The 23,495-nt window shown below is 62.0% G+C and carries 19 protein-coding genes; 7 read left to right on the plus strand and 12 right to left on the minus strand.

From position 1 onward, the window contains the following. Nucleotides 1-8: 8 nt before the first annotated feature. The gene (gene fhuB / locus VB672_RS09275) at nt 9-1,976 is read right to left on the minus strand and encodes a Fe(3+)-hydroxamate ABC transporter permease FhuB (RefSeq protein WP_329783901.1); all 1,968 of its coding nucleotides are present in this window, start codon (nt 1,974-1,976) and stop codon (nt 9-11) included. Continuing rightward, nucleotides 1,969-2,799: an iron-siderophore ABC transporter substrate-binding protein gene (locus VB672_RS09280; protein ID WP_329783902.1), complete on the minus strand. Its 831-nt coding sequence runs from the start codon at nt 2,797-2,799 to the stop codon at nt 1,969-1,971. The genes fhuB and VB672_RS09280 overlap by 8 nt, the downstream gene beginning before the upstream one ends. A 634-nt stretch (nt 2,800-3,433) precedes the next feature. Between VB672_RS09280 and VB672_RS09285 the strand changes: the two genes are divergently transcribed. Genes VB672_RS09285 through VB672_RS09295 form a run of 3 tightly spaced genes read left to right on the plus strand, consistent with a single transcriptional unit; the run spans nt 3,434 to nt 8,280 of the window. After that, nucleotides 3,434-5,641 (plus strand): TonB-dependent siderophore receptor, encoded by a 2,208-nt coding sequence (locus VB672_RS09285; protein ID WP_329783903.1) that lies wholly within the window; start codon nt 3,434-3,436, stop codon nt 5,639-5,641. Between the two features lie 50 nt (nt 5,642-5,691). Continuing rightward, entirely contained in the window at nt 5,692-6,501 is an 810-nt protein-coding gene (locus tag VB672_RS09290; protein WP_329784071.1) for an ATP-binding cassette domain-containing protein, read from the plus strand. A gap of 57 nt (nt 6,502-6,558) precedes the next feature. Next, nucleotides 6,559-8,280 carry an ABC transporter ATP-binding protein gene (locus VB672_RS09295; protein ID WP_329783904.1) on the plus strand — a complete coding sequence of 574 codons (1,722 nt, stop codon included), beginning with the start codon at nt 6,559-6,561 and terminating at the stop codon, nt 8,278-8,280. Nucleotides 8,281-8,285: 5 nt separating this feature from the next. On the opposite strand, the gene VB672_RS09300 is transcribed toward VB672_RS09295, so the two are convergent. From VB672_RS09300 to VB672_RS09345, 10 genes are all read right to left on the minus strand, one after another. Further along, the gene (locus VB672_RS09300) at nt 8,286-8,756 is read right to left on the minus strand and encodes an opioid growth factor receptor-related protein (RefSeq protein WP_329783905.1); all 471 of its coding nucleotides are present in this window, start codon (nt 8,754-8,756) and stop codon (nt 8,286-8,288) included. A 46-nt stretch (nt 8,757-8,802) separates the two neighbouring features. Continuing rightward, entirely contained in the window at nt 8,803-9,654 is an 852-nt protein-coding gene (locus VB672_RS09305) for a sulfite exporter TauE/SafE family protein (protein WP_329783906.1), read from the minus strand. An 80-nt stretch (nt 9,655-9,734) separates the two neighbouring features. Next, the gene (locus VB672_RS09310) at nt 9,735-10,460 is read right to left on the minus strand and encodes a DUF1028 domain-containing protein (protein WP_329783907.1); all 726 of its coding nucleotides are present in this window, start codon (nt 10,458-10,460) and stop codon (nt 9,735-9,737) included. 12 nt (nt 10,461-10,472) lie between these two features. Then, nucleotides 10,473-12,266: a gamma-glutamyltransferase family protein gene (locus tag VB672_RS09315; RefSeq protein WP_329783908.1), complete on the minus strand. Its 1,794-nt coding sequence runs from the start codon at nt 12,264-12,266 to the stop codon at nt 10,473-10,475. Nucleotides 12,267-12,292: 26 nt separating this feature from the next. Then, a complete protein-coding gene (locus tag VB672_RS09320) occupies nt 12,293-13,168 on the minus strand; it encodes an ABC transporter permease (protein WP_329783909.1) in 876 nt (291 codons plus the stop codon). Next, nucleotides 13,165-14,112, minus strand: a complete 948-nt coding sequence (locus tag VB672_RS09325; RefSeq protein ID WP_329783910.1) for an ABC transporter permease — start codon at nt 14,110-14,112, stop codon at nt 13,165-13,167. Before VB672_RS09325 ends, VB672_RS09320 begins: the two co-directional genes overlap by 4 nt. Nucleotides 14,113-14,187: 75 nt before the next feature. Then, nucleotides 14,188-15,687, minus strand: coding sequence for an ABC transporter substrate-binding protein (locus VB672_RS09330; RefSeq protein ID WP_329783911.1), 1,500 nt, complete (start codon nt 15,685-15,687; stop codon nt 14,188-14,190). A gap of 42 nt (nt 15,688-15,729) precedes the next feature. Further along, on the minus strand, nt 15,730-16,830 hold the full coding sequence (locus VB672_RS09335; RefSeq protein ID WP_329783912.1) for an ABC transporter ATP-binding protein: 1,101 nt from the start codon (nt 16,828-16,830) through the stop codon (nt 15,730-15,732). Beyond that, complete coding sequence (locus VB672_RS09340; RefSeq protein ID WP_442931968.1) at nt 16,830-17,876, minus strand: ABC transporter ATP-binding protein; 1,047 nt, start codon at nt 17,874-17,876, stop codon at nt 16,830-16,832. The genes VB672_RS09335 and VB672_RS09340 overlap by 1 nt, the downstream gene beginning before the upstream one ends. Before the next feature lies 1 nt (nt 17,877). Next, nucleotides 17,878-18,654 carry a FadR/GntR family transcriptional regulator gene (locus tag VB672_RS09345; RefSeq protein ID WP_329783914.1) on the minus strand — a complete coding sequence of 259 codons (777 nt, stop codon included), beginning with the start codon at nt 18,652-18,654 and terminating at the stop codon, nt 17,878-17,880. Nucleotides 18,655-18,986: 332 nt separating this feature from the next. Here VB672_RS09345 and VB672_RS09350 point away from each other — a divergent pair, with 332 nt between their 5' ends. The 4 genes from VB672_RS09350 to ntrB all read left to right on the plus strand — a co-directional run bounded on the left by VB672_RS09350 (nt 18,987) and on the right by ntrB (nt 23,487). Next, entirely contained in the window at nt 18,987-19,595 is a 609-nt protein-coding gene (locus VB672_RS09350; protein WP_329783915.1) for an ANTAR domain-containing response regulator, read from the plus strand. Nucleotides 19,596-19,599: 4 nt separating this feature from the next. Next, nucleotides 19,600-20,895, plus strand: a complete 1,296-nt coding sequence (locus VB672_RS09355) for a CmpA/NrtA family ABC transporter substrate-binding protein (protein ID WP_329783916.1) — start codon at nt 19,600-19,602, stop codon at nt 20,893-20,895. 378 nt (nt 20,896-21,273) lie between these two features. Further along, nucleotides 21,274-22,566, plus strand: coding sequence for a CmpA/NrtA family ABC transporter substrate-binding protein (locus VB672_RS09360; RefSeq protein ID WP_329783917.1), 1,293 nt, complete (start codon nt 21,274-21,276; stop codon nt 22,564-22,566). 18 nt (nt 22,567-22,584) lie between these two features. Continuing rightward, on the plus strand, nt 22,585-23,487 hold the full coding sequence (gene ntrB, locus VB672_RS09365) for a nitrate ABC transporter permease (protein ID WP_329783918.1): 903 nt from the start codon (nt 22,585-22,587) through the stop codon (nt 23,485-23,487). Nucleotides 23,488-23,495: the final 8 nt, after the last annotated feature.

The raw sequence follows: 23,495 nt of genomic DNA on the forward strand, positions 1-23,495 counted from the left end.
TGCTCCGTCTAACGATTTCGGCGCAGGAGCCAGATCAGATACGGTCCGCCGATGAGCGAAGCGAACAGACCTAGCGGGAGTTGGTAGGGAAAGGAAACGATCCTGGAGAGCCAATCGGCGCCAGTCATCATTCCCGCCCCAATCAGAATTGCAGCCAGGAGTTGGTGATAAGCGCGGCCGAACCCGACCAGCCTCGCCATATGGGGAGCCACAAGGCCGACGAAGCTTAAAGGGCCGACGACAAGCGAGGCTGCAGCCGTCAAGCCCGCAGCGAAAATGGTGAGGATCATGCGGCTCGTCCGGAGGGGCAATCCGACGGCCTGAGCCTGATCACTTCCCAATGGCAGAATTTCGAGCCAACGCGTCATGAGAGGCAGCAGTCCCAGCAGGGCAAATGCCGTTGCAACCGCGACCGAAGCTTCTGTCCACGTGATGTGGGTCGTCGAACCGCTGATCCAGGCCAAAAGCTGGAACGCGCGAGCATCGCCCGTGATCATGGCTGCGTTGACGATTGCGTTGCAGAGCGCTCCCGCGGCAAGTCCTCCCAAAAGGAGACGCTCTGAGTTCTTCTCCTGATTCCGAGCGATGGCGAGGAGTACAACCAGGACGACCAGAACACCAATGGTGGCACCGATCAGCCGTGCCGCCATCGTCGGAACCGATAACGTGAAGAGCACAGCGGCCAAGCCGACTCCGGCGCCGGCGCTGATGCCGAGCACTTCCGGACTCGCGAGAGGATTGTCCGTCATCCGCTGCAGGATCGTTCCGGCTGCAGCCAGCATGGCTCCAGCTGCAGCCGCTGCGACAATGCGCGGTGCTCGGAACGGATAAAGGCCCTCCAGAAGCTGTCCGCTCGCCAAGCTCCAGCCGTTCGGACCGCGCCCAAGGAGCAGTGCCACGACGAGCATGCTCAGGACGAGAATGAGGATCACAAGAGATGAGAGAGCCGGATGGGCTATTCGCCGCGAGACTGAAGGCAGCGCCTGAATTGAAGCATGGCGGGCGAGCTGGAGCCGCGGAAGCAGATAGAGGAGCAACGGCCCACCGAGCAGCGCCGTTGCGGCTCCTGTCGGCACCATTTCTGCCGATCCACCAGCTATGAGCTGCACAATGCCGTCTGTAAGCCACAAGATAGTGGCTCCGACGAGCGGTGCTGCCAGAAATATGTCTCGCTGCGTACGTGCGCCGCCCAGCCGGGCAAAAGTTGGGGCCGCAAGCCCGACGAAGCCGATCACGCCGACCTCCGCCGTGACGGTTGTGGCAAGCCACACGGCGACGGCCAAAGCCAGGAGGCGCAGGAACAGCAGATTAACTCCGAGGCTGCGTGCGCTTGCGTCATCGAGACCAAGGATCTCCAGCGGACGGATCAGGAGGAAGGCCGCAACGAGGGCGGGAACGAGTGTAAGGGCAATTGCTTGAGCGTGATCCCAGCCCTGCTGAGTGAGCGAACCGCTGCCCCAGATGAGAAGGGACATCATGTATTCCCCGTTGGCGAGGATCAGCGTAGCACTCAAGGCCATTGCGATCAGGGATATCACCATGCCGGCGAGTACGACGGTGACCGGCTCAAGCCCCCGCTGCCAGCTAAGCGAAAGAAGTAGGGCAACCACTGCCAACCCGCCGAACAGCGCGACACTCTCACGTGCGGCGTCCATGAGCGCCGGTACGAACAGGGTAGCCGCCGTCATGGCGAATTGCGCACCTGCGGAGATGCCAAGCGTTGACGGGTCGGCGATAGGATTGCGCAGAACCTGCTGCAACAGGGCGCCGGAGAGTCCAAGCGCCGCACCGGACAGCATGGCAACGATCGTACGCGGAAGGACGCTGTTGAGCAGTAGAATGCGGTTGAGATCGAAACCGTGGTCACCAGCTAATGGAAGAAACTTCAAGACCTGATACCAGCATAGGCCCAGGGCGACGGCTGCGGCTAAAAGCCATGCCAGGGCAAACGGCCTTGCGATCATTGCTCTAGCCATTCTGGGCTCCGGGCGCGGAGAGCGTTTCGGCCAACATGCGAGCGAAACGCCGCGCGGCAGGAAGCGCGCCGAACGGATTGACAGGCGGCAGCGTGACGACCCGTCCTTCTCTTACGGCCGGAAGAGCTCTCCATAATGAACTATCGCTGAGGGTGCTGCGCGCGTCCGGCGGAACCGGGGAGATGATGACGATCCAGGCATCGGGCACTTCTGCAAGCGCCTCTAGGGGCATCGGGGCGGTCGCCGCGTAACTGGTGGGCTTCGTCCACGCATTCGTGAAGCCGAGGCGTTGAAGGACATCGCCAAACATGCTGTCGGCGCCGAAGACTCTGAAATGCCTTGCGTCGCCGAGATTGATCAGGAAAACAGGTCTTGCTGTCTTGTCGGCGACACGCCGGCTGGCCCGTGCGAGCTCAAGGGCAGACGCATCCACGTAGGCTCGCGCCTGCGCTAAGCGTCCGATTCTTTTGCCCAAGGCTACGGTGATCTGCTCTGCCGGTGCATAAGGAGGACGGTTCGGCTCATAGACCGAGTAGGAGACGACAGGAGCAATCTGCTCAAGGCTGTGCTGCACCCAAGTAAACCAGCGCGAACTGACGATCAGGTGGGGATTTGAGAGACGCAGCATCTCGAAATTCGGCGAGCCGCGAAGGCCGAGATCGGCGACCTGCGGGGGCACATCCGGTTCGATGGCAATCTTCCGAAACTGAACAAGCTCGGTTGCAGCGACAGGCACAATCCCCAAGGCGAGCAACGTTTCAAACATGGCCCAGTCGACAACGGCAATGCGCTCGTGCGGGTTAGCCCTGCCTGTGCTGAGCATGGATGAGCCAAGGATGCTTCCAAGGACGCTGCGTCGGGTCAACGCGAATGCACTTTGTGTTGAAAAAGTCGACATTGGCATTCGGCGTACCAGGAGATGATCCTTCAGGCTGCTATAGTAAGGGAACCTATACTTCCAGTTCTAAGATGAATACTATTCTGTCGTCGCCTCTTCTCGGAGATCGATCATCTCTCACATACATCCATCATTCGTCCCGAGGAGATCCAAATCCGTCATCACTTCAAAGGCGGTTGATGAACCGTACGTGCGGTTGCGTCAACAGATTTCTCGTAAAGTTGCAGTCACCACAGAAACTTAGAACTTTTCCAGAATCCTCGTTGTTGAATGCTGGAAATGTAATTGTCGTTGAACTGCATCTCGCAGGAAAGCCGCGCCACTTGCCCGAATGCGCTGTGAGGCGCACAACTTCTGAAACCAAATCTTCCAGCTGTAAGGATCGGCTTCAGTTTGTAGTGATTTTAAAGAGTATAGGCGCTGCTAAAAATCGTTACAAACCGCTGTTTAGAGTAGTTTTAAAACATAGCTCTTGCTTGACCCTACCGGAAACCATAGTCAGTGGCCCTGACAAGCAATCAGCCGATTGCGCATGCGTGTGAGGCCGAACTGAGCCTCCATGCGATCGAAAGCCGTGGGGACATATATGAAGCGTCGCTATGTGTTGAGTATGGGAGTGAGCCTAGCCTCACTTGCGGTGATGGTGGCATCGAGCGGAGAATCCATGGCACAGGCGCAGCCTGCCTCCGGTGAGATCGCTCTTGAGACGGTCACCGTCGAGGGGCAGGGCGGCAGCGCGACCGGGCCGGTGAACGGCTATGTCCCCAATCGCACCGCAACGGGTTCCAAGACCGACACGCCCATCGAGGAAATTCCGCAGTCGGTTTCGGTGATCGGCCGCGAGCAGATCGAGGATCGTCAAGCCCAAAAGGTCGACGAGGCTCTGCGCTACACAGCCGGCGTTTTCGCACAGCCCTTCGGCCAGGATTCCGACACGGATTGGTTTTACATTCGTGGCTTCGACGCTGGGCAGACCGGCGTCTTTCTCAACAATCTGCCACTCTATCAGTATGGCTTCGGCGGCTTCTACATCGATCCGTTCATTCTGGAGCGCATCGAGGTGCTCAAGGGACCGACTTCCGCACTCTATGGCGGCGCTGCAACCGGCGGCATCGTCAATCTCGTAAGCAAGCGGCCGACGACCGAGCCGTTGCGCTATGTCGAGACGGGCATCAACTCCTGGGGCAATGGTTATGCAGCTTTCGATTTCGGCGGGGCGCTCGACAAGGACAAGATCTGGTCCTATCGCCTGACCGGCAAGATGTCAGGTGGTGGTTGGGAAACGCGGGAGGCCGAGGATTTCCGTGGCGTCATTGCGCCGGCTCTCACTTTCAGGCCCAATGCGGGTACAGAACTGACCGTGCTCGCATCCTACCAGCACATGGATTTGTCCCATACCGGCGGCTTCATGCCATATATCGGCACAGTGGTTCCTGCTCCCTTTGGCCGCATTTCGCGCCGGTTCTACTACAACGAACCCGATGTCGATCTCTACCGCCGCGATCAGGCGATGATCGGCTACGAGTTCGAGCATGCCGTCAACGATGTTTGGACGCTTCGGCAGAACTTCCGCTATGCCCATACGGATTCGAAGGAGCGCGGTCCCTATCCTTACGGCTATCTCGACCCGGCGACCGGCTTTCCGGTGGCGGCGCCCGTCGCGCCCGGCTATCTGCTCTACCGCATCGGGTTCGATCACCATACGGTGGTGAATACCCTGTCCATCGACAATCAAGCGGAGGCGAAGTTCGCGACGGGGCCGCTGAGCCACACGCTCCTGCTCGGACTGGACTACAAGTACTACAACATCGATCACATCCAGGCGTCCGGCGGTGGAACGCCGATCAGCCCGATCAACCCGGTCTACGGCGTGCCCCAGGGGCCGACGGTTCCTTATCTCGATCAAGACCTGACCATGAACCAGATCGGTTTCTATGCCCAGGATCAGATTCGCTATGGCGGCTGGATCGCGACCCTGAACGGACGTTACGATCACGTTTCCACGAAGAGCACCGACAAGGTCGGCGCTGCCAACTTCAGCGAGGAGGCCGGTGAGTTCAGCGGCCGTCTGGGACTGGGTTATGAATTCGCGAACGGGATGACTCCCTATGTCGCCGTGTCGCGCTCGTTCAATCCGGTCATCGGATCCGATTTCTTCGGTCAAGGGTTTGAACCGGAGACGGGCCAGCAATATGAAGTCGGCGTCAAATACAAGCCGACCTTCTTTGACGGTCTCATCACCGCATCCTTGTTCGACCTCACCCGCCAGAATGTTCTGACGTCCGATCCTGAGCACCTCTTCTTTGAGGCTCAATTGGGCGAGGTCGGCTCCCGTGGCTTCGAAATCGAAGCGCAGGCCAATATCACCGAGAGCTTGAAGGCGATCGCTGCGTTTACGGCCTACGACATCGAAATCACCGATGATCCGAACGCCGCGCTTATCGGAAACCGTCCCAACGTTGTGCCAGAGGTTCTCGCGTCGGGCTGGTTGGATTACACCGTCCACGATGGCACGCTCAAAGGCCTCGGCTTCGGTGCAGGCGTCCGCTACGTCGGCTTCTCCTATGTGGACAATGAGAATACCCTGAAGGTGCCTGCCGCGACCGTGTTCGATGCTGCCATCCGCTATACCCGCGACAACTTTACGGTAGCGCTCAATGTGAACAATCTGTTTGACAACGAGTATGTCTCATCCTGCGACACGCAGTATACCTGTAACTACGGCGCCGGTCGCGTCGCAACCCTGAAGGCGAGCTACAAGTGGTGACGGGCGAGGCGCCGTTTCACGGCGGCCTCCGCACGACCATGCTGAGATTCATGTCCACGGCTTTTATTTCAAAGTCTGACGGTGATGATCCCTTGTTCGAGCTGACGGATGTGAGCTTTTCGATTCCGGAGCGAACCTTGCTCCATCCTCTCACGCTGACCCTGTCCGGCCAGCGTGTGATCGGATTGATCGGTCACAATGGGTCGGGCAAGTCGACGCTGATCAAGCTGCTGGCCCGCCAGCAGCCGGCATCCAGTGGGGTTATTGCCTTTGAACGCAGGGCGCTGGTCGACTGGGGGGATCGGCCGTTCGCGAGGCGGGTCGCCTATCTGCCGCAGCAGACGCCGCCGGCCTCGGGCATGCTCGTCAAGGAACTTGTGGCGTTGGGGCGCTATCCGTGGCATGGCCCCCTCGGCCGCTTCGGACCGGCTGACCGCGAGAAGGTGCGGGAAGCCATGGCGCTTACCGATATCGAGTCCTTTGCCGACCGCTTCGTGGATACCCTCTCCGGCGGCGAGCGCCAGCGAGTCTGGCTGGCGATGCTGGTGGCGCAGGATGCACATTTCCTGCTGCTCGACGAGCCGATTTCGGCGCTCGACGTCGCCCAACAAGTGGAGGTACTTGCGCTGGTGCAGCGCCTCTCGCGCGAGCGCGGCCTTGGGGTGGTCATCGTGCTGCACGACGTCAACATGGCCGCCCGCTTCTGCGATGAGATTCTGGCCTTGCAGATGGGCCGCCTGGTTGCCCGCGGCGCGCCCGACGAGATCATGACGCCGAACCAGCTGCGGGCCATCTACGGTATTGCCATGGATGTCATCCACCACCCCGTGACCGGACAGCCTGTCAGTTTCGTTCGCTGACCGCATCTCCAAGCTCCCGCTTGCTCTCCTCGGCCGCCGGCATTACCTAGTCCCGCCATGCAATCCCTGCTCAAACGCTTCTTTGCGTATTATCGGCCTCATCGCCGCCTCTTCGTGCTGGACTTCTCCTGCGCGGTCGCCTCGGGGCTGCTTGAGCTCGGCTTTCCAATTGCCGTCAAGCTGTTCATCGACACCCTGCTTCCAACCGGTCAGTGGGGGCTCATCGCCTTGGCCTCGGCGTTGCTGCTGGCCGTCTACGTCCTCAACGCCGGCCTCATGGCCACGGTAACCTATTGGGGGCACATGCTCGGCATCAACATTGAGACCGAGATGCGGCGCAAAGCCTTCGATCATCTCCAGAAGCTTTCCTTCGGGTTCTTCGACAACCAGAAGACGGGGCACCTCGTGGTGCGGCTCACTAAGGACTTGGAAGAAATCGGCGAGGTCGCCCATCACGGGCCGGAGGACCTTTTCATCGCCGTGATGACCCTTGTGGGCGCGTTCGTCCTGATGTTCACGGTCAACGTGAAGCTCGCCATCATCACGGCGCTCGTGGTGCCGCTCACCGCTTGGCTCACGACCCGCTATGGCGGCCGCATGACGCGGAACTGGCAGTCCCTTTACGGCCGAGTGGGAGATTTCAACGCGCGGATCGAGGAGAACGTCGGCGGAATTCGCGTGGTTCAGGCCTTCGCCAACGAAGATCATGAACGGCGCCTGTTCGCCGTCGACAACCAGAGTTACCGCAAGACGAAGCTTGAAGCCTACAAGATCATGGCCGCTTCGACCTCGCTCAGCTACCTCAGCATGCGCCTCATCCAGATAGTCGTCATGGTGGCCGGCAGTTACCTCGTGCTACAAGGCGAACTGAGCGCCGGCGGCTTCGTCGGTTTCCTGCTGCTCGTCGGCGTCTTCTTCCGCCCGATCGAGAAGATCAATTCGGTCATCGAGACCTATCCCAAGGGCATTGCCGGGTTCAACCGCTATATCGCCTTTCTCGATACGCGCCCGGACATTGCCGATCGTCCCGGCGCGCGAGATGTAGGCAAGCTCAACGGCGACATACGGTATCAGAGTGTCCGGTTCGGCTATGATCCCGAACGCAGGATTCTCAACGGCCTCGACCTGAGCATTCGGGCTGGCGAGACCATCGCCTTCGTCGGCCCATCAGGAGCTGGCAAGACGACGATCTGCTCGCTGCTGCCCCGCTTCTACGAGGTCGACGATGGCGCGATTACCATTGACGGGATCGATATCCGGGACATGACGCTGCGCTCCCTTCGCAGCCAAATCGGCATCGTGCAGCAGGACGTGTTCCTGTTTGCGGGCACGATCCGCGAAAACATCGCCTATGGTCGACTTGACGCGACTGAAACCGAGATTCTGGAAGCTGCCCGCAGGGCCCGGCTCGACGAGGTCATCGCCTCCCTGCCCGCCGGCCTCGATACGATCATCGGAGAGCGAGGCGTCAAGCTGTCGGGAGGCCAGAAACAGCGCCTCGCCATCGCGCGCATCTTCCTGAAGAACCCGCCAATCCTGATCCTCGACGAGGCCACATCCGCCCTCGACACGCAAACTGAGCGGGCGATTCAGCAGGCTCTGGCCGAACTGTCGATAGGGCGCACAACTCTGGTGATCGCCCACCGCCTCGCCACTATCGTGAATGCAGACCGGATCGCGGTGATCGATCATGGCGTGATCATGGAACAGGGTGATCACACAGAGCTTCTGGCTCTCGGCGGGATCTACAAGCGGCTGAGCGAGGCGCAGTTCGCCTGACCAGATCAGCTGTCCGCCGCGTCCGCCCAGAACTGCAGGCTGCGCGCGTTGACGGGCGATCCTGCGGCTTCGTTGATGGCGAGAATGGCGCAGTGAAAGCGCTGTGCCTCCACCGGGCTGACGAGCAGCTTCAGGCTATGAATGATCCGCGTGATGCGCAGGTGATTGTGGTCAAAAGACGTGAGCCACCACCGAGTGTCCTGGTAGAACCGGAGCATCCGTTCGGCGGCCTTCTTGAGAGTGTTCTGCGCGTTCGGGTTCATCCTGATCGCGTCTATTTCCGCCGTCGTCAGAACCGGGGCACCGGGTTGGGCGCCGCTGCGAGTCTGCAAGGGAAAGAGCCACTGGATATAGTCATGCACCTCTTCCAGCCGCTCGTCGGATAAGCCGAGCACATCGGCTGCCAAACGTCCTCGGCCATCGCGTCCGACTCCGACGAGATAGGCTTGGAGAGGTCCTGCCGTTGGTTCAGCCATCACTTGATCTTCGATCCGGAGCGCCAGATTGGAGATCCGCTGTGGCTTAAGTAAGGAGGCTTGCCGCGAAGCGGGCGCAGACGAGCAGGAGGAAGATGCCAAAGGCCACCTCAAGCCGGCGCTTCGAAAGCCGATGCGCCAGGCGTGCGCCGATCGGAGCCATCCAGGTGCTGGTGGGGATGAACAGAATGAAGCCCAGGAGTGACACGTAGCCCAGTGCGAGCGGCGGCTGGAACGCCGTTACGGTTGGATAGTCTGCCATGTGAGGCCAGCCGGCGTAGATGTAGCCGATGGCACCTGGGATCGAGATCAGGATGCCGAGGCCTGAAGAGGTCGCCACTGCCTGATGGATCGGGCGGTTGTAGAAGGTCATGAATAGGTTGGAGAGCTGACCGCCGCCAATGCCCATGAGCGCGGAGAGAATCCCGATGATCCAGCCGTAGATCACCATGATGGGCTTAGCCGGCATATCGAGGCCGAAGCGCCAAGTGTCCTTGCCGAAGAGCAGGCGGATGGCCGAAATACCAGCAACGACCACGAACACGGCCTTGAACAGATCGGCCGGAGCATACCGGGCGATGATGCTGCCGACGACGACCCCGAGCACGACAGGCACGGCCCAGACCTGCAGGATGCTCATATCGACGGCGCCCTTGGCCTTGTGGGCATTGAAGGAGCGGATCGACGTCGGAATGATGATGGCAAGCGAGGTGCCGACGCAGAGCGGCATGCGCACCTCCTCTGGCACTTCCAGAATCCGGAAGAGTTCGTAAAGGATCGGCACGGCGACGGCACCGCCGCCGACGCCGAACACGCCGGCCAACAGGCCGGTGATCGCACCAGCCGCCAGGAGTGCCACCACGAGCCAAGCCAGATCGATCAGGGGAATGCCAAACATCTGAAGGTCCATCTCAGGAGGAGGAGATCGCCGTAGGATCTTTTCGACCGGGCTGCAAGAGAGGCCGTTGCAGAGCTGCCCTACAGGGAGGCGCTTGCTGCATGCCGCTCCTGGTACTCACGGGCCCTCTGATCGATCCAAGACCGGTCCGTGATCCCGCCGGGGTCGGCCCGAGTGGCCATGGCGTCCATGAAGGCGAGGAAGCGTTCATGAGCGACGCCGTAGAGCCGGCGCAGCTCGTCCAGGGGCTCCGGATGGTCATCCACGCGCAGGTCGAGCATCGGATAGGGCTCGTCGCGCCAGGTCTTGAGGGCGGCGGATTGTTTGCCACGCTTGTCGCCACCCTGAGCCTGACCTGCGTCGAGCGCGGTCATAAGACGGTCCGCAAAGGGCAGGTCCATGCGCCGCTTGTAGGTCTCGAGCGTGGCCTCGATGACAGCTGGACCCGCCAGCATGTTGCCGGCGACGGAGACGCCCTCATCCGTGAGATGACCGCACCAGTCGATGCAATCTTGGCCTGTATGAGCGGCCGTGCGGCCGTCGCGATCAATCACGTGGAGCTGCCGAGAGCCGCGGCCAGGATCCTGGGCCGTGAGGATCGCGACGATCTCCTCGGCGCTTCGCCCCTCAGCCAGGAGCCTGATGCCGTCCGCGCCGTAGAGCGGGTTGACGAGCGCCTGCGTGGCGAGAGCCCCGATCCGTGCTGCGCCGTGGGGGCAGAGGGCTCCCACGGCGAAGAACTTAGTGGTCACCCCAACGCCGAAGGCGCCGGTCTCTGGATCCTTGGCGATGATCGACCAAGTCATGCTTCAACTCCCTCAGCGACCGACCGCATAGGCCTGCATGAGGCGCGGGGTGGCAGCACCGTGCAGCAATCCGTCCTTATCGCGGCTCGCCGCGACAAGGCGTCCGACCGTCCAGGCAGGCGCGACCTCGACCTCGTGACCGCGTGCCCGCAGATCGTCGAGCACCTCGGCGCCATATGTCTCCTCGGCCATGAGATGGCCGGGCTTCTGCTCGCGCGGATAGAAGGAGGAGGGGAAATGCGCCGTATGCGACATGGGCTGATCGATGGCCTCCTGCAGGTTCAGGCCATGATGGGCATGGCGCAGGAACAGCAGAAGCTGCCACTGCTCCTGCTGGTCGCCACCCGGCGAGCCGAAGACCATGTAAGGTTCGCCGTCTTTCTCCGCGAGAGTGGGAGTGAGTGTGGTGCGCGGACGCTTGCCTGGCGCAAGGCTCGCCGGCAGGCCTTCTTCGAGCCAGAACATCTGGGCACGGGAATTGAGCATGAAGCCGAGTTCCGGAATGACCGGCGAGGATTGCAGCCAGCCGCCGGATGGCATGGCGGCAATCATGTTGCCGAAGCGATCCACCACGTCGATATGCACCGTGTCGCCACGGCGAGCGGAGCGCATGGACTGCAACGTCGGCTCGCCGCCCGACACTTTCTTGTCTGTGGTGGACAACTCCCGCAGTGCCTTGAGCGTACGCTCCACCTGGGCCTCATAGCCTTCGACACGGCCCGGCCGCAGCTCCAGGGAGGCCTTGTCGGTGATGAGCTTGCGGCGCTCGTCGTTATAGACATCCGAGAGTAGCGTCTGGATCGGCACGTTGACGAAATCCGGATCGCCGTAATAGGCCTCGCGGTCGGCGAAGGCCAGCTTCATGGATTCGACGACCGTGTGGATGAACTCGGCGCTGGTCGGGCCCATGGCGCCGAGGTCGAAGCCCTTCAGCAGCGCCAGCGTCTGCAGGAAGACGGGACCCTGGCCCCAGGGCCGGATCTTGTTCACGCGGTAGTTATGGTAATCGTAGGTCTGCGGCACGTCGTAGGATGCCTGCCAGTGAGCCATATCGTCGGCGGTGAGCACGCCGCGATGGCGCGAGCCGCTCTGATCCATGGCTTCCGTCTTGCGCACGAAGGCGTCGATGGCCTCTGCCACAAAGCCCTTGTAGAAAGCGTTGCGGGCCGCTTCAATCTGAATCTCGCGGTCGCTGCCCTTGGCTTCGCCCTCACGGATGATGCGCTTCCAGGTATCGGCGAGCCGCGGGTTGCGGAAGAGCTGGCGGGGTTTGGGTACTTCGCCGCCGGGCAGAAAGACGGCTGCGGAGGTCGGCCATTCCGTCTGGAAAAACTCCTTCAGGCCCTTGATGGTGTCCGACACGCGCGGCAGCAGAGGGTGACCCTGTTCGGCATAGTAGATGGCAGGCTCGAGCACATCCCTCAGCGACAGAAGACCGTGGTCGCGCAGCAGCAGCATCCAGGCATCGAAGGCGCCGGGCACGACGGTGGCGAGCAGGCCGTTTCCGGGAATGAGCTTGAGGCCCTCATTCCTGTAATGGGCGATGGTGGCGCCTTTCGGAGCCGTGCCCTGGCCGCAGAGCACCTCGACCTTCTTCGTCTTCGCCGAATAGAACACAGCCGGCACTTCGCCCGATGGCCCGACCAGATGCGGCTCGACGACCTGCAGCACGAAGGCGGAAGCGACGCAGGCGTCGAAGGCATTACCGCCTTTTTCGAGCATCGACATGCCCGCCGCGGACGCGAGCCAATGGGTGGAGGTAACGATGCCGAAGGTGCCGAGGATCTCTGGACGGGTCGTAAACATGATCTCTTATCCGAAGTTGGCGTAGATTATTGCTCGCGCGGATCCAGCGCGTCGCGCAGGCCGTCGCCGAGAAGGTTGAAGCCAAGCACGATCAGAAAGATCGCCGAGCCCGGGAAGATCGACATCCAGGGAGCCTGATCCATGAAGTTCTTGGCGGTGTTGAGCATCGAGCCCCAGGAGGGATTGGGCGGCTGCTGGCCGAGACCGAGGAAGGACAAGCTCGCCTCCGCGATGATGGCGGTCGCGATGGTGAGTGTGCCCTGGACCAGGATTGGCGGCAGGACGTTCGGCAGAACATAACGCACCAAGATCCAGAAATCGGGCAGACCGATGGCCCGCGCTCCTTCGACGTAATCCTCAGCCTTCACGGTCAGAACTTGGCCACGGGTGAGGCGGATGAAGATCGGCATGGCGGACAGACCGATGGCGATCATTGCGTTGGTGAGGCTAGGGCCGAGAAACGCTGCCAGCGCGATGGCGAAGATGAGGAACGGGATCGCCAGCATGGCGTCGGTGGCGCGCGAGATCGCGGCGTCGATCCAGCCGCCGAAATAGCCTGCGACAAGCCCGAACGGAACGCCGAGGACGATCGCGATGGTGACGGAGACCACGCCGGCCATGATGGAGGCGCGGGCGCCCCAGAGCATGCGGGAGAGAAGGTCTCGCCCGAGTTCGTCGGTACCGAACCAGAACAGAGCGGACGGCGCCTTGCGAATGCTCGTGAAGCTCGGCTTGATCGGGTCATACGGCGCGAAATACGGCCCGACGAGGGCGACGAGCACGAAGAACAGCACGATGGCGCCGCCGAGCACGGCGCTCTTGTTCTTCAGGAACTTGGCGAGGACGCGGCTGCGCTTCTTCGGCAGCGCGACCTCATCGGCGATAACGGCTGTGGCGGTCATGCTGCGTGCCTCAGGCGGGGATTGACGAGAACGTACAGGACGTCGGCGAGGAGGTTCATGAAGATGAAGCCGACCGCCGTGCAAAGGACGACGCCCTGCACCACGGCGTAGTCTCGGTTGAACACCGCATCGACGATGAGCTTGCCGAAGCCCGGTATGGTGAAGATCTGCTCCGTGAGCACGGCGCCGGCCAGGAGCTCACCGAAGAGCAGGGTGGAGAGAGTCACGATGGGCACGAGCGCATTGCGCAAGGCATGCTTCAGAATGACCTTTCGTGACAGCAGTCCCTTGGCGCGGGCGGTGCGGATGTAATCGGACCGCATCACGCCGAGCATGGCGCTGCGGGTGTGACGCATGAGACTCGCAGCCAATCCGGTGCCGAGCACGAAGGCCGGCATAAGCATGGTCTTGATGTTGAGCCAAAGATCCTCGGTCGGCGGCACATAGCCGGAGGCGGGCAGGAGCTGCCAGCGGACCGAAACCAGCATGATAAGCATGATTCCGAGCCAGAAATTGGGAATGGACAGCCCGGACAGAGCAATGACGTTAGCCGTGTAGTCGACCGTCGTTCCCTTCTTCACGGCCGAGATGATCCCGGTGGGAATGCCGATGGCGAGCGCCACGATCATGGCCATAATGGCGAGTTCGAGCGTCACGGGAAGCTTGCTGAGGATGAGGTCGAGCACCGGGATGTCGGTGCGCAGCGAAATCCCGAGATTGCCGGTGAGCGCTGATCCGATCCAGGCGAAGTACTGAACCGGGATCGGGTCATCCAGGCGATACTTGTCGCGCAGATAAGCGAGCACCTGCGGATCACGTTCTTCGCCCGCCATGGTCAGCACCGGGTCGCCGGGCAGGAGCTTCTGCAGGGCAAAGACCAGGATCGACACGATAATTAGCGTCGGGATGGCAATCAGTATTCGTCGTCCGATGTAGCGCAGCATCAGCTCGTGAAACCTGTAGCAAGGAAGGGCCAGGGCGTGCCCGATCGTTAGACCGGGCACGCGGACTTGGTCGTCTTAGGAAGCGAGCTTGACACCCTTCAGGCGAATCATGCCATCCGGATAGGGCTTGAAATTCTGGACCTTCTTCGTATGAACGAAGGGCCAGGGCTGATAGTAGGTATAGATGATCGGCAGATCCTGCTTCAGGATCTCCTGTGCGGCGTCGTAGAGCTGCTTCCGCTTGGCCTCGTCGTTGGTGACGCGGGCGTCGTTCAGGAGCTTATCCACCTGCTCATTGCAGTAACGGCCGTCGTTCAGGGCGCCCTTGCATGTCACGAAGGCATGAATGTTGCCGTCGGGATCGACGCGACCGGACCAGCCGATCACGTTCACGTCGAAGTTGCCGGCCTGGGCCTCCTTCTGCATGGCCGCGAATTCGGTCGGGCGCAGCGAGATATCGAAGCCGGCCTCCGCAGCCATCGCCTGAATGATCTCGGCGATCTGCTGAGTTGTGGTGCTGGTGCCGAAGGTCAGCTCGAATTTCACCCGATCGACTCCAGCTTCCTTCAGGAGCTGCTTCGCCTTGGCGACGTCGCGTGTCGTCGGGCCAAACTTCGGATTGTTGTAGGGGCTGGCCTGCGGGAATGGCTGGCCGGCGGGCGGATAGATGCCCGCTCCGACGACTTCGTTGATCACGTTGCGGTCAATCGACAGCTCGAAGGCCTGACGGACCCGCTTGTCCCGGCCGAGGGGGCTTTTGGCGCGCTCGCCGTTGTTCGTGTTGATGGTCAGGCCCTGGTAGCCGATGCCGGAAACCGGAGCGAAGACCAGGTTGGAATCGCCTTTCGCCGCCGGAACGTCGCTCGGCGCAAGCCGCTCGATCAAATCGAGATTGCCGGAGCGGAGGTTGGCGAGGCGGACGGTCGTATCTGGAATGGGCTGGAACACGATGCGCTCGAAGTTGAAGTTCTTGGCGTCCCAGTGGTCGGCGAACTTCTCCAGCACGATGCGGTCGTTCTGCACGCGCTCGACGAACTTGTAGGGGCCAGAGCAAACCGGCTTCTGGCCGAAATCTGAGGATGCGAAGGCCTTCGGCGACAGGATCATGCCGGCACGGTCGGAGAGCTGCGAGAGCAGGGTCGCGTCCGGGCGGGAGAGATTGACCTTCACGGTCAGGTCATCGACGGCCTCGACATTGTCCACGGAGGTTAATTCGCTCTTGCGCAGGGAATCCGGCAAGGTGCGGGCACGATCAATATTGGCCTTCACAGCGGCTGCGTTCAGGGGCTCGCCGTCGTGGAACTTCACCCCAGGACGCAGCTTGAAGGTGAGCGACTTGCCGTCATCGCTCCAGCTCCACTCGGTGGCGAGTTCTGGCGTGAATTTCAGGTCGGGCGTGATGTCGACGAGCTTGTTGCACAGCGACGTGAACACGATACGCCCGACGAAGGTGCGCGCGCGGTGTGGATCGAGCACATCGGGATCCTCGTTTAGGCCGATGCGCAGGGTCTGTGCGGAGGCCGCGGTGCTCATCATGAGCCCGGCAGCCAAGGCCAAGAGCAGTCTCTTCTTCATTCCTTTGTCCTCCAATCGTCCTCTGGATGTCGTCCTCTGAGTTCAAGGGCTCGCCGTGACGGGCTTATCCTGCCGTTCACGCCAAGTTCGGTAGAGCGCCAGGCGCTTGGCGAGCGCCGCGCTCGGGGGCGGTGCGCTGATGGATCCAGCCCCCGCTCCCTGGATTTCGCGCCAGAAATGGCAGGCCACCTGCCGCCCGTCCGGTGTCGTTTCGAGAGCAGGATGTTGTTCCTTGCAGACGGCCCGGGCATGAGGGCACCGCGTATGAAAACGGCAGCCCGAGGGGGGCGTGGCGGGGCTCGGCACGTCACCCTGGAGCAGCGCCTTGGGCTGCCGGTTCGTCGGGCTCGGGACGGGAATCGCAGCGAGGAGCGCCTGGGTATAGGGATGCAACGGATTGTCGAAGAGCGCATCGGTATCCGACAGCTCAACGATCTCGCCTAGGTACATCACGGCGACCCGGTCGCTCATATGGCGAATTACGGCCAAGTCATGCGCCACGATGACAAGGGTCAAGCCGAATCGGTCCTTCAGGTCCTCGAGCAGGTTGATGATCTGCGCCTGGATCGACACGTCGAGAGCCGAAACCGGTTCGTCGCCGACGATCAGCTTCGGATCTCCCGCGAGGGCGCGGGCAATGCCGATGCGCTGGCGCTGGCCGCCGGAGAACTCGTGCGGGTAGCGGTCCGCATGGGTCGGTAGGAGTCCGACCGTGCGCATGAGATCCGCCACGCGCTCCCGCTTCTCCCGGCCGGCGGCGAGATTGTGCAGCCAGATCGGCTCCGCGATGATGTCGCCCACATTCATTCGTGGGTTGAGCGAGGCATAGGGATCCTGGAAGATGATCTGCAGCTCGCGTCGCAGCTTGCGCAGTTCGCTCTTGTCGAGCTTCAGGATCGAGCGCCCGTCGTAGCGCACATCGCCCGCTGTCGCCTCGATCAGGCGCAGCAGGAGGCGGCCCAGGGTGGACTTGCCACAGCCGGATTCGCCCACGATGGCGAAGGTCTCGCCGCGCCGGATACCCAGCGATACGCCGTCGACGGCCCGCACGACGGTCGGCGAGGAGAGCAGGCCGCCGCTTCCGAAGTGCTTCTTGAGGCCGACGCATTCGAGGATGATGTCGTTGTCGTTCACCACGCTCATCAAGCGGCTCCACGGTGAAGTTCGAGAGGGGCGTACCAGCATCGCGCCCGGTGGTCCGGTTTGATCTCCGCAAGCGGCGGCGGATCGTTCGCGCAATGGGTGTCCGAGAACGGGCAGCGCGGCGTGAAACGGCAGCCTTTGGGCATCAGCTCTGCCGGAGGCACCGTGCCGCGAATGGTGGCGAGCCGGCCCTGGCGACGCCCGAGGGATGGGACCGAGCCCATGAGGCCAATGGTGTAGGGGTGCTGCGGATCATCGAAGATCGCCTCAACGGGGCCGCTCTCAACGACCTTGCCCGCATACATCACGGCGACTTCGTCCGCGACTTCCGCCACTACGCCGAGGTCATGGGTGATGAGGATCATCGCGGTGCCGGTCTCCTCCTGGAGACGCCGGATGAGAGTGAGGATCTGAGCTTGGATGGTGACGTCGAGAGCCGTGGTGGGCTCGTCGGCGATCAGGAGCTGCGGGTCGTTGGCGAGCGCCATAGCGATCATGACGCGCTGACGCATGCCGCCCGACATCTCGTGCGGATAGGCGCGCAGGCGCTTCTCGGGCGCCGGAATGCGCACCTTCTTCAGCATGTCGAGCGCCCGCTCCATGGCCTCAGCTTTGGAGACCCCGCGGTGGCGGACGATGCCCTCGGCTATCTGGTCGCCGATGGTGAAGGCAGGGTTGAGCGATGTCATTGGCTCTTGGAAGATCATGGCCATCCTGTCGCCGCGAAGATCCGCCCTCTCGCGCTCGGAGAGCGTCAGGAGATCCCGGCCGTCGAATAGGGCCGAGCCGGCAACGATCCTCGCGGGCGGCGTGGGCAGAAGGCCCATGAGGGCGAGCGAGGTCACGCTCTTGCCGCAGCCGGATTCGCCCACGATGCACAGGGTCTTGCCCTTGCTTACGGAGAAGGAGACGTCATCGACCACGTTCACGCCTTTAGGCGAACCGTCGAATCGCACGGAGAGGCCTTGAACGGTGAGCAGCGGCGGCTCAGCGGCAAGGGCAGCATTGCCCGGAGTGTGAACCTGTGCGGTTGTTTGTCGGGCCACTTCATGTCCCATGGCGAATTTTGTCCTTGTTCTTAGCCGTCGCGGGGAATGTCGGGATCTGTCCGTCGATGTGATCGGGCAGGGGGGCCGTCATCACCTTCAGGAGGCCGTCCCGCACCAATTGGAGATGCTCGCGCATGGCCTGTTCCGCCGCATGGGCCTCGCGCTGGGCAATGGCGGCGATCACGCGGCGGTGCTGCTCGACATAGAGCTTCTGACGTTCGCTCGAGCGAGCCCGTTCTCGCAGGATCTGCCAGGTCGTATCCTGCCGGATGCGATCGACCATGTCGAAGATGGCCAGAAGAAGGGAGTTGCCGGCGGCCTCCGCGATGGTGCGGTGCAAGGCGCTGTCCCAGAGTTCGCGACCGTCTGCGTCTGAACTGGAGGCCGTCTTCTCCGCCAGCCGACGGAGGCGTTCGATATCGCCGTTCGTTGCCCGCATGGCCGCGAGCCGGGCAAGGGCGGGCTCGATTTCCAGTCGTACGTCCATCACCTCGAGCGGGTGGGTGCGCTCTGCCAGCTCTTCCAGATTGGTCGGCGTATGGGTCGGCCGGGGGCCTAGGAAGGTCCCTTTGCCCTGGTGGCGCCAGATCCGGCCCTCGGCCTCCAGAACCTCGAGCGCTCGCCGCAGGGCGCGCCGGCCGATACCGATCTGTGCCGCCAGCACGCGCTCGGGCGGAAGCCGCCTGTCTCCCTCGGGAGAACTGTCATCCAGGAGAGCCCTCAATCGCTCAAGGGCTAAGTTCGAGCTGTCCGTGAACAGATCGGGGTTGGACATGGCATCCAGCTCCGTGCGAACCAATCTTGCCGTTGGACCAGCAACTGCGAAGCCTTGTTACGCAGAGAGGCCTTTGGACGAAACAAGGCTAAACCGATCCTGAACCAATTTGCAACTGGTTCAGCGATGGTTCCTTAGTCGGCTGTGCTGCTTCAGACGCCACATGAGCGAGTGCCTGCGGATTCCGCTACGAGCCTCATGGCAGGCGTGCACAAATTTTATGCATCGTCAATTTCCCCTGTCACTTCGCGCCTAGGCCAGAGCTTTGGCCTGAAACTTGCTTCAGGGGCCTAGTACCTGAATCCCTATATGCAGCGAGAGCTTCAAGAAACTTGACCAAAGATACCCAGTCCGGTCAGCGGCCTCTTCGCATTGCGATCATCGAGGAAAACAGCATCAGGGCGGCCATTCTCATCGATGGACTGCGGGAGGCCGGGATCGTTGATGTTGAGGTCATCGAAACGATGACCAACATGCTCCGGCGCCTGAGCACTATGGATCCAGACGTCATCATCATCGGCATCGAGAACCCCAGCCGCGACGTTCTGGAGCAGATGTTCCAGGTCTCGAAGCTGGTGTCGCGCCCAGTGGCGATGTTCGTGGATCGCTCCGACGGGTCGATGATTCAAGCGGCCGTTGAGGCAGGCGTTTCAGCCTACGTGGTTGATGGGCTGCGCAAGGAGCGGGTGATGCCTATCGTAGAGATGGCGGTGAGCCGCTTCAACGCCTTCGACCGTCTTCAACGCGAACTGCTCGAGGCGCGCAGCGAACTCGCGTCCCGCAAGGTGATCGAGCGGGCCAAGGGCATTCTGATGAGAACCAGGCAACTGTCGGAGGAGGAGGCCTATGGCCTTCTTCGGCAAACCGCCATGAACGAGAAACGGAAGCTCGTCGACATCGCCCAGAGCGTCGTGACGGCAGCGTCCCTTCTGGAGAAATAAGCACATGTGGGATTTGGAAAATGCGGAGAGCGGTCCCATGCAGGAGGCCGGATCGGTGAATGACACTCCCTCGAAAACAAAGGGGCGTTGCGTCCCCGAGCGTCTGGTTCGTGTCGGGTTCATTCCTCTCCTCGACATGGCCGTCCTGGTGGCTGCCGCCGAGCAGGGTTTTGCTCGCCGCGAAGGCATCCGCCTGGAGCTGATCAAGGACGTCTCTTGGTCCAACATCCGCGATCGACTGGCGTTCCGCCAGTTCGACGTGGCCCACATGCTGGGCCCGATGCCTGTCGCGTCCCAGCTGCATCTTGGATCCAATCCTTATCCCTGCTTCACGCCCTTCGCCCTCGGGCGCGGCGGCAATGCAATCACGCTTTCGGTGGAGCTCTACCGCGAGATGCAGGCTCTGGCCGGTCTCGACGGTTCGGAAGACGCCCTGGCCAACGGATTGGCCTTGAAGCAGGTAGTCGAGCAACGGCGTCGGTCCGGCAAGAAGCCCCTCGTCCTTGCCATGACCTATCCCTTCTCATCGCACAACTACGAGTTCCGGTTCTGGCTCGCGGCCGCCGGGATCAATCCTGACACCGACCTGACCATGACGATCGTCCCGCCTCCGCTTACGGTCGATGCCATGACGGCGCAGGCCATCGACGGGTTCTGCGTCAATGCTCCCTGGAACATGATCGCAGTAGAGAAGGGCATCGGGCGCATGGTGGCGACCAAGGCCGACATCTGGCCCTCCGCTCCGGAAAAGGTGCTGGGCGTCAGTCCGGAATGGGCGGAGGAGAATCCTGAGACCCTGTCGCGCCTCATCGTGGCGCTCGATGCCGCGGCGCGCTGGTGCGACGACGAGCAGAACCATGGCGACTTAGCGGACATGATGTCGGATCCGGCACATGTGGGCGTCCCCTCCGAAATGATCCTTCGTCTGCTCTCGGGGAAACTTACGGTCGATCCCGACGGCCGAACGCGGCAGGTTCGGAACTACATGGCCTTCCAGGATCAGCACGCGAATTTTCCCTGGGTCAGCCAAGCCCTGTGGATCTACAGCCAGATGATCCGATGGGGACAGGCTCCCTACGACGAAGCTTGGTTGTCTCGGGTCCGGGCGGCCTATCGTCCCGACATGTATCGGACGGTGCTCGGGCATATGGGCACATCCGTACCGCCGATCGACAGCAAGATCGAGGGAGCGGGGACGGAGAAGTTCATCGATGGCCGCAGCTTCACGCCCGACGACATTCTCGGCTACGTGGAAGGATTCGACATCCGGACCGCGATCAATCCCGCGGTCGCAGATTAGGCATTGCACCGCACACAACAAAGGCGCACTGCACAAATTATGACCTTGAGCACAAAGTGGGCACTCTATACCTTTTCTAAGTGAGACAGGTCGGACAAGGACGTCAGGACCTCTCTCGATGATAGGCCGGTCAATGATGACGGGCCGTTGATGCCTCTCAAGGGCGTTTCCCGACAACGACGTCGCTGGATCAGCTGCACCCGCACCTATGCGGCTTTCAGTTCATCTCGCGGCGTTTTTTGCGTTTCGCCGGCTCTGCATGACCCGGCAATGGGCGATCTGCGTCCGATCGAGCCTCGAGGCTTCCGGCAGATCGACCAAGACGAAGTTTCAATCGGTCTCGTCCGCGAAGGGCGCGACAGGAACAGGGGAAGCACGATGCAGACACCGAAGATCACCCGTCGAGACGTGTTTCGCGGCGCCAGTGCGATCCTGACGCTGGCCGCCGCGAAGGCTGCTTTTCCGGGCGGCGCTTTTGCACAGAGTGCGGAACCTGAAACGAAGACGGTCAAGCTCGGCTACATCGCGCTTACCGATGCGGCCGCTCTGATCATCGCCAAGGAAAAGGGCTTCTTCGCCAAACACGGCCTGCCCGATGCGGAGGTGCTCAAGCAGGCCTCCTGGGGCGCGACCCGCGACAATCTCGTGCTGGGCTCGGAAGCGAACGGCATCGACGGCGCCCATATCCTGACGCCGATGCCCTACCTGATCTCCACCGGCAAGGTGACGCAGGGCGGCGTGCCGACCCCGATGTACATTCTGGCACGTCTGAACCTCGATGCGCAGGCGATCTCGGTCGCGGCCGAATACAACGGCCTGAAGCTTGGGCTCGATTCATCCCCTCTGAAGGAAGCCTTTGCGAAGAAGCGTGCGGCAGGCGGCGACCCAAAGGTCGCCATGACCTTCCCGGGCGGCACGCATGATCTCTGGATCCGCTACTGGCTCGCCGCCGGCGGCATCGATCCCGACAAGGACGTGTCCACCATCGTGGTGCCGCCGCCCCAGATGGTCGCCAACATGAAGGTCGGCACCATGGACGCCTTCTGCGTCGGCGAGCCCTGGAACGCGCAGCTCATCAACCAGAAGCTCGGATACACGGCGGCGAACACCTACGAGATCTGGAACAAGCATCCGGAAAAGGCGCTTGGTCTGCGCGCCGCCTGGGTGGACAAGCACCCGAAGGCCGCACGCGCTCTGCTCATGGCCGTGATGGAAGCGCAGGTCTGGTGCGACAAGCTCGAGAACCGCGAGGAGATGTGCAAGATCGTCGGTACCCGCGCCTGGTTCAACGTGCCCGTTGCCGACATCCTGCCGCGCCAGAAGGGCGAGTACGATTACGGCATCGAGGGCAAGGTCGTGAAGGACTCGCCCGGGATCATGAAGTTCTGGCGTGATCACGCCTCCTTCCCGTTCAAGTCGCACGATCTCTGGTTCATCGCCGAGAACATGCGCTGGGGCAAGTTCGACACGAACACCGATGCGAGGGCGCTCGTCGACAAGGTCAACCGTGCCGATCTCTGGCGCGAGGCGGCCAAGACGCTCGGCATTGCCGCGAGCGACATTCCGGCCAGCGACAACCGCGGAAAGGAGACTTTCTTCGACGGCAAGGTCTTCGATCCGGACAATCCGCAGGCCTATCTCGCCAGCCTGCCCATCAAACGCATCGCGTAAGTCTTGGAGAACAGGCTCATGGTTCACTCCGCCCGCGTCGTCGCTCTCCCGAACCCGAAGGCAATGCCACCAGCCCAGCAGGCCGCCCTGCATCCGCTGGCGCCGAAGCCGGTCAGCGCGCTCTCCCGTGCCATTCGCACCGGCACCGGCATCGTCACGCAGCTGGCAGCGCCGGTGCTGACCATCGCGTTCCTGCTCATCCTCTGGCAGATGCTGGCATCAAGCCCGACTTCGGCGCTGCCGAGCCCGCTGAAGGTGATCGACGAGAGCTGGGAGATCATCGTCCATCCCTTCAAGATCGGCAACGGCATCGACCAGGGCCTCTTCTGGCACGTGAGCGCGTCCCTGGTCCGCGTCGGCTATGGCTATGTCCTGGCCGCAATCGTCGGCATCGGATTAGGCGTCCTGCTCGGCCAGTCGACGCTGGCCATGCGCGGCCTCGATCCGGTGTTCCAGGTCCTGCGCACCATCCCGCCGCTGGCCTGGCTGCCGCTCTCGTTGGCGGCGTTCCGCGACGGGCAGCCCTCCGCCATCTTCGTGATCTTCATCACGAGCGTCTGGCCGATCCTGATCAACACGTCGGTGGGCATTCGCAACATCCCGCAGGATTATCGCAACGTCGCCAAGGTCCTGCGCCTCTCACCCATCGAGTTCTTCACCCGGATCATGGTGCCGGCCACGGTGCCGCACATGTTCACCGGCCTTCGCATCGGAATCGGACTGTCGTGGCTCGCCATCGTGGCGGCCGAGATGCTGATCGGCGGCGTCGGCATCGGCTTCTTCATCTGGGATGCGTGGAACTCCTCGCTCATCTCCGACATCATCGTGGCTCTGGTCTATGTGGGCGTGGTCGGCTTCCTGCTCGACCGTTCCATCGCGGCAGTCGGCCATCTGCTCACCCGCGGCACGGCTGCGCAATAACGGAGAAG

Source organism: Microvirga sp. CF3016, from assembly GCF_036314085.1.
GTDB lineage: Bacteria > Pseudomonadota > Alphaproteobacteria > Rhizobiales > Beijerinckiaceae > Microvirga.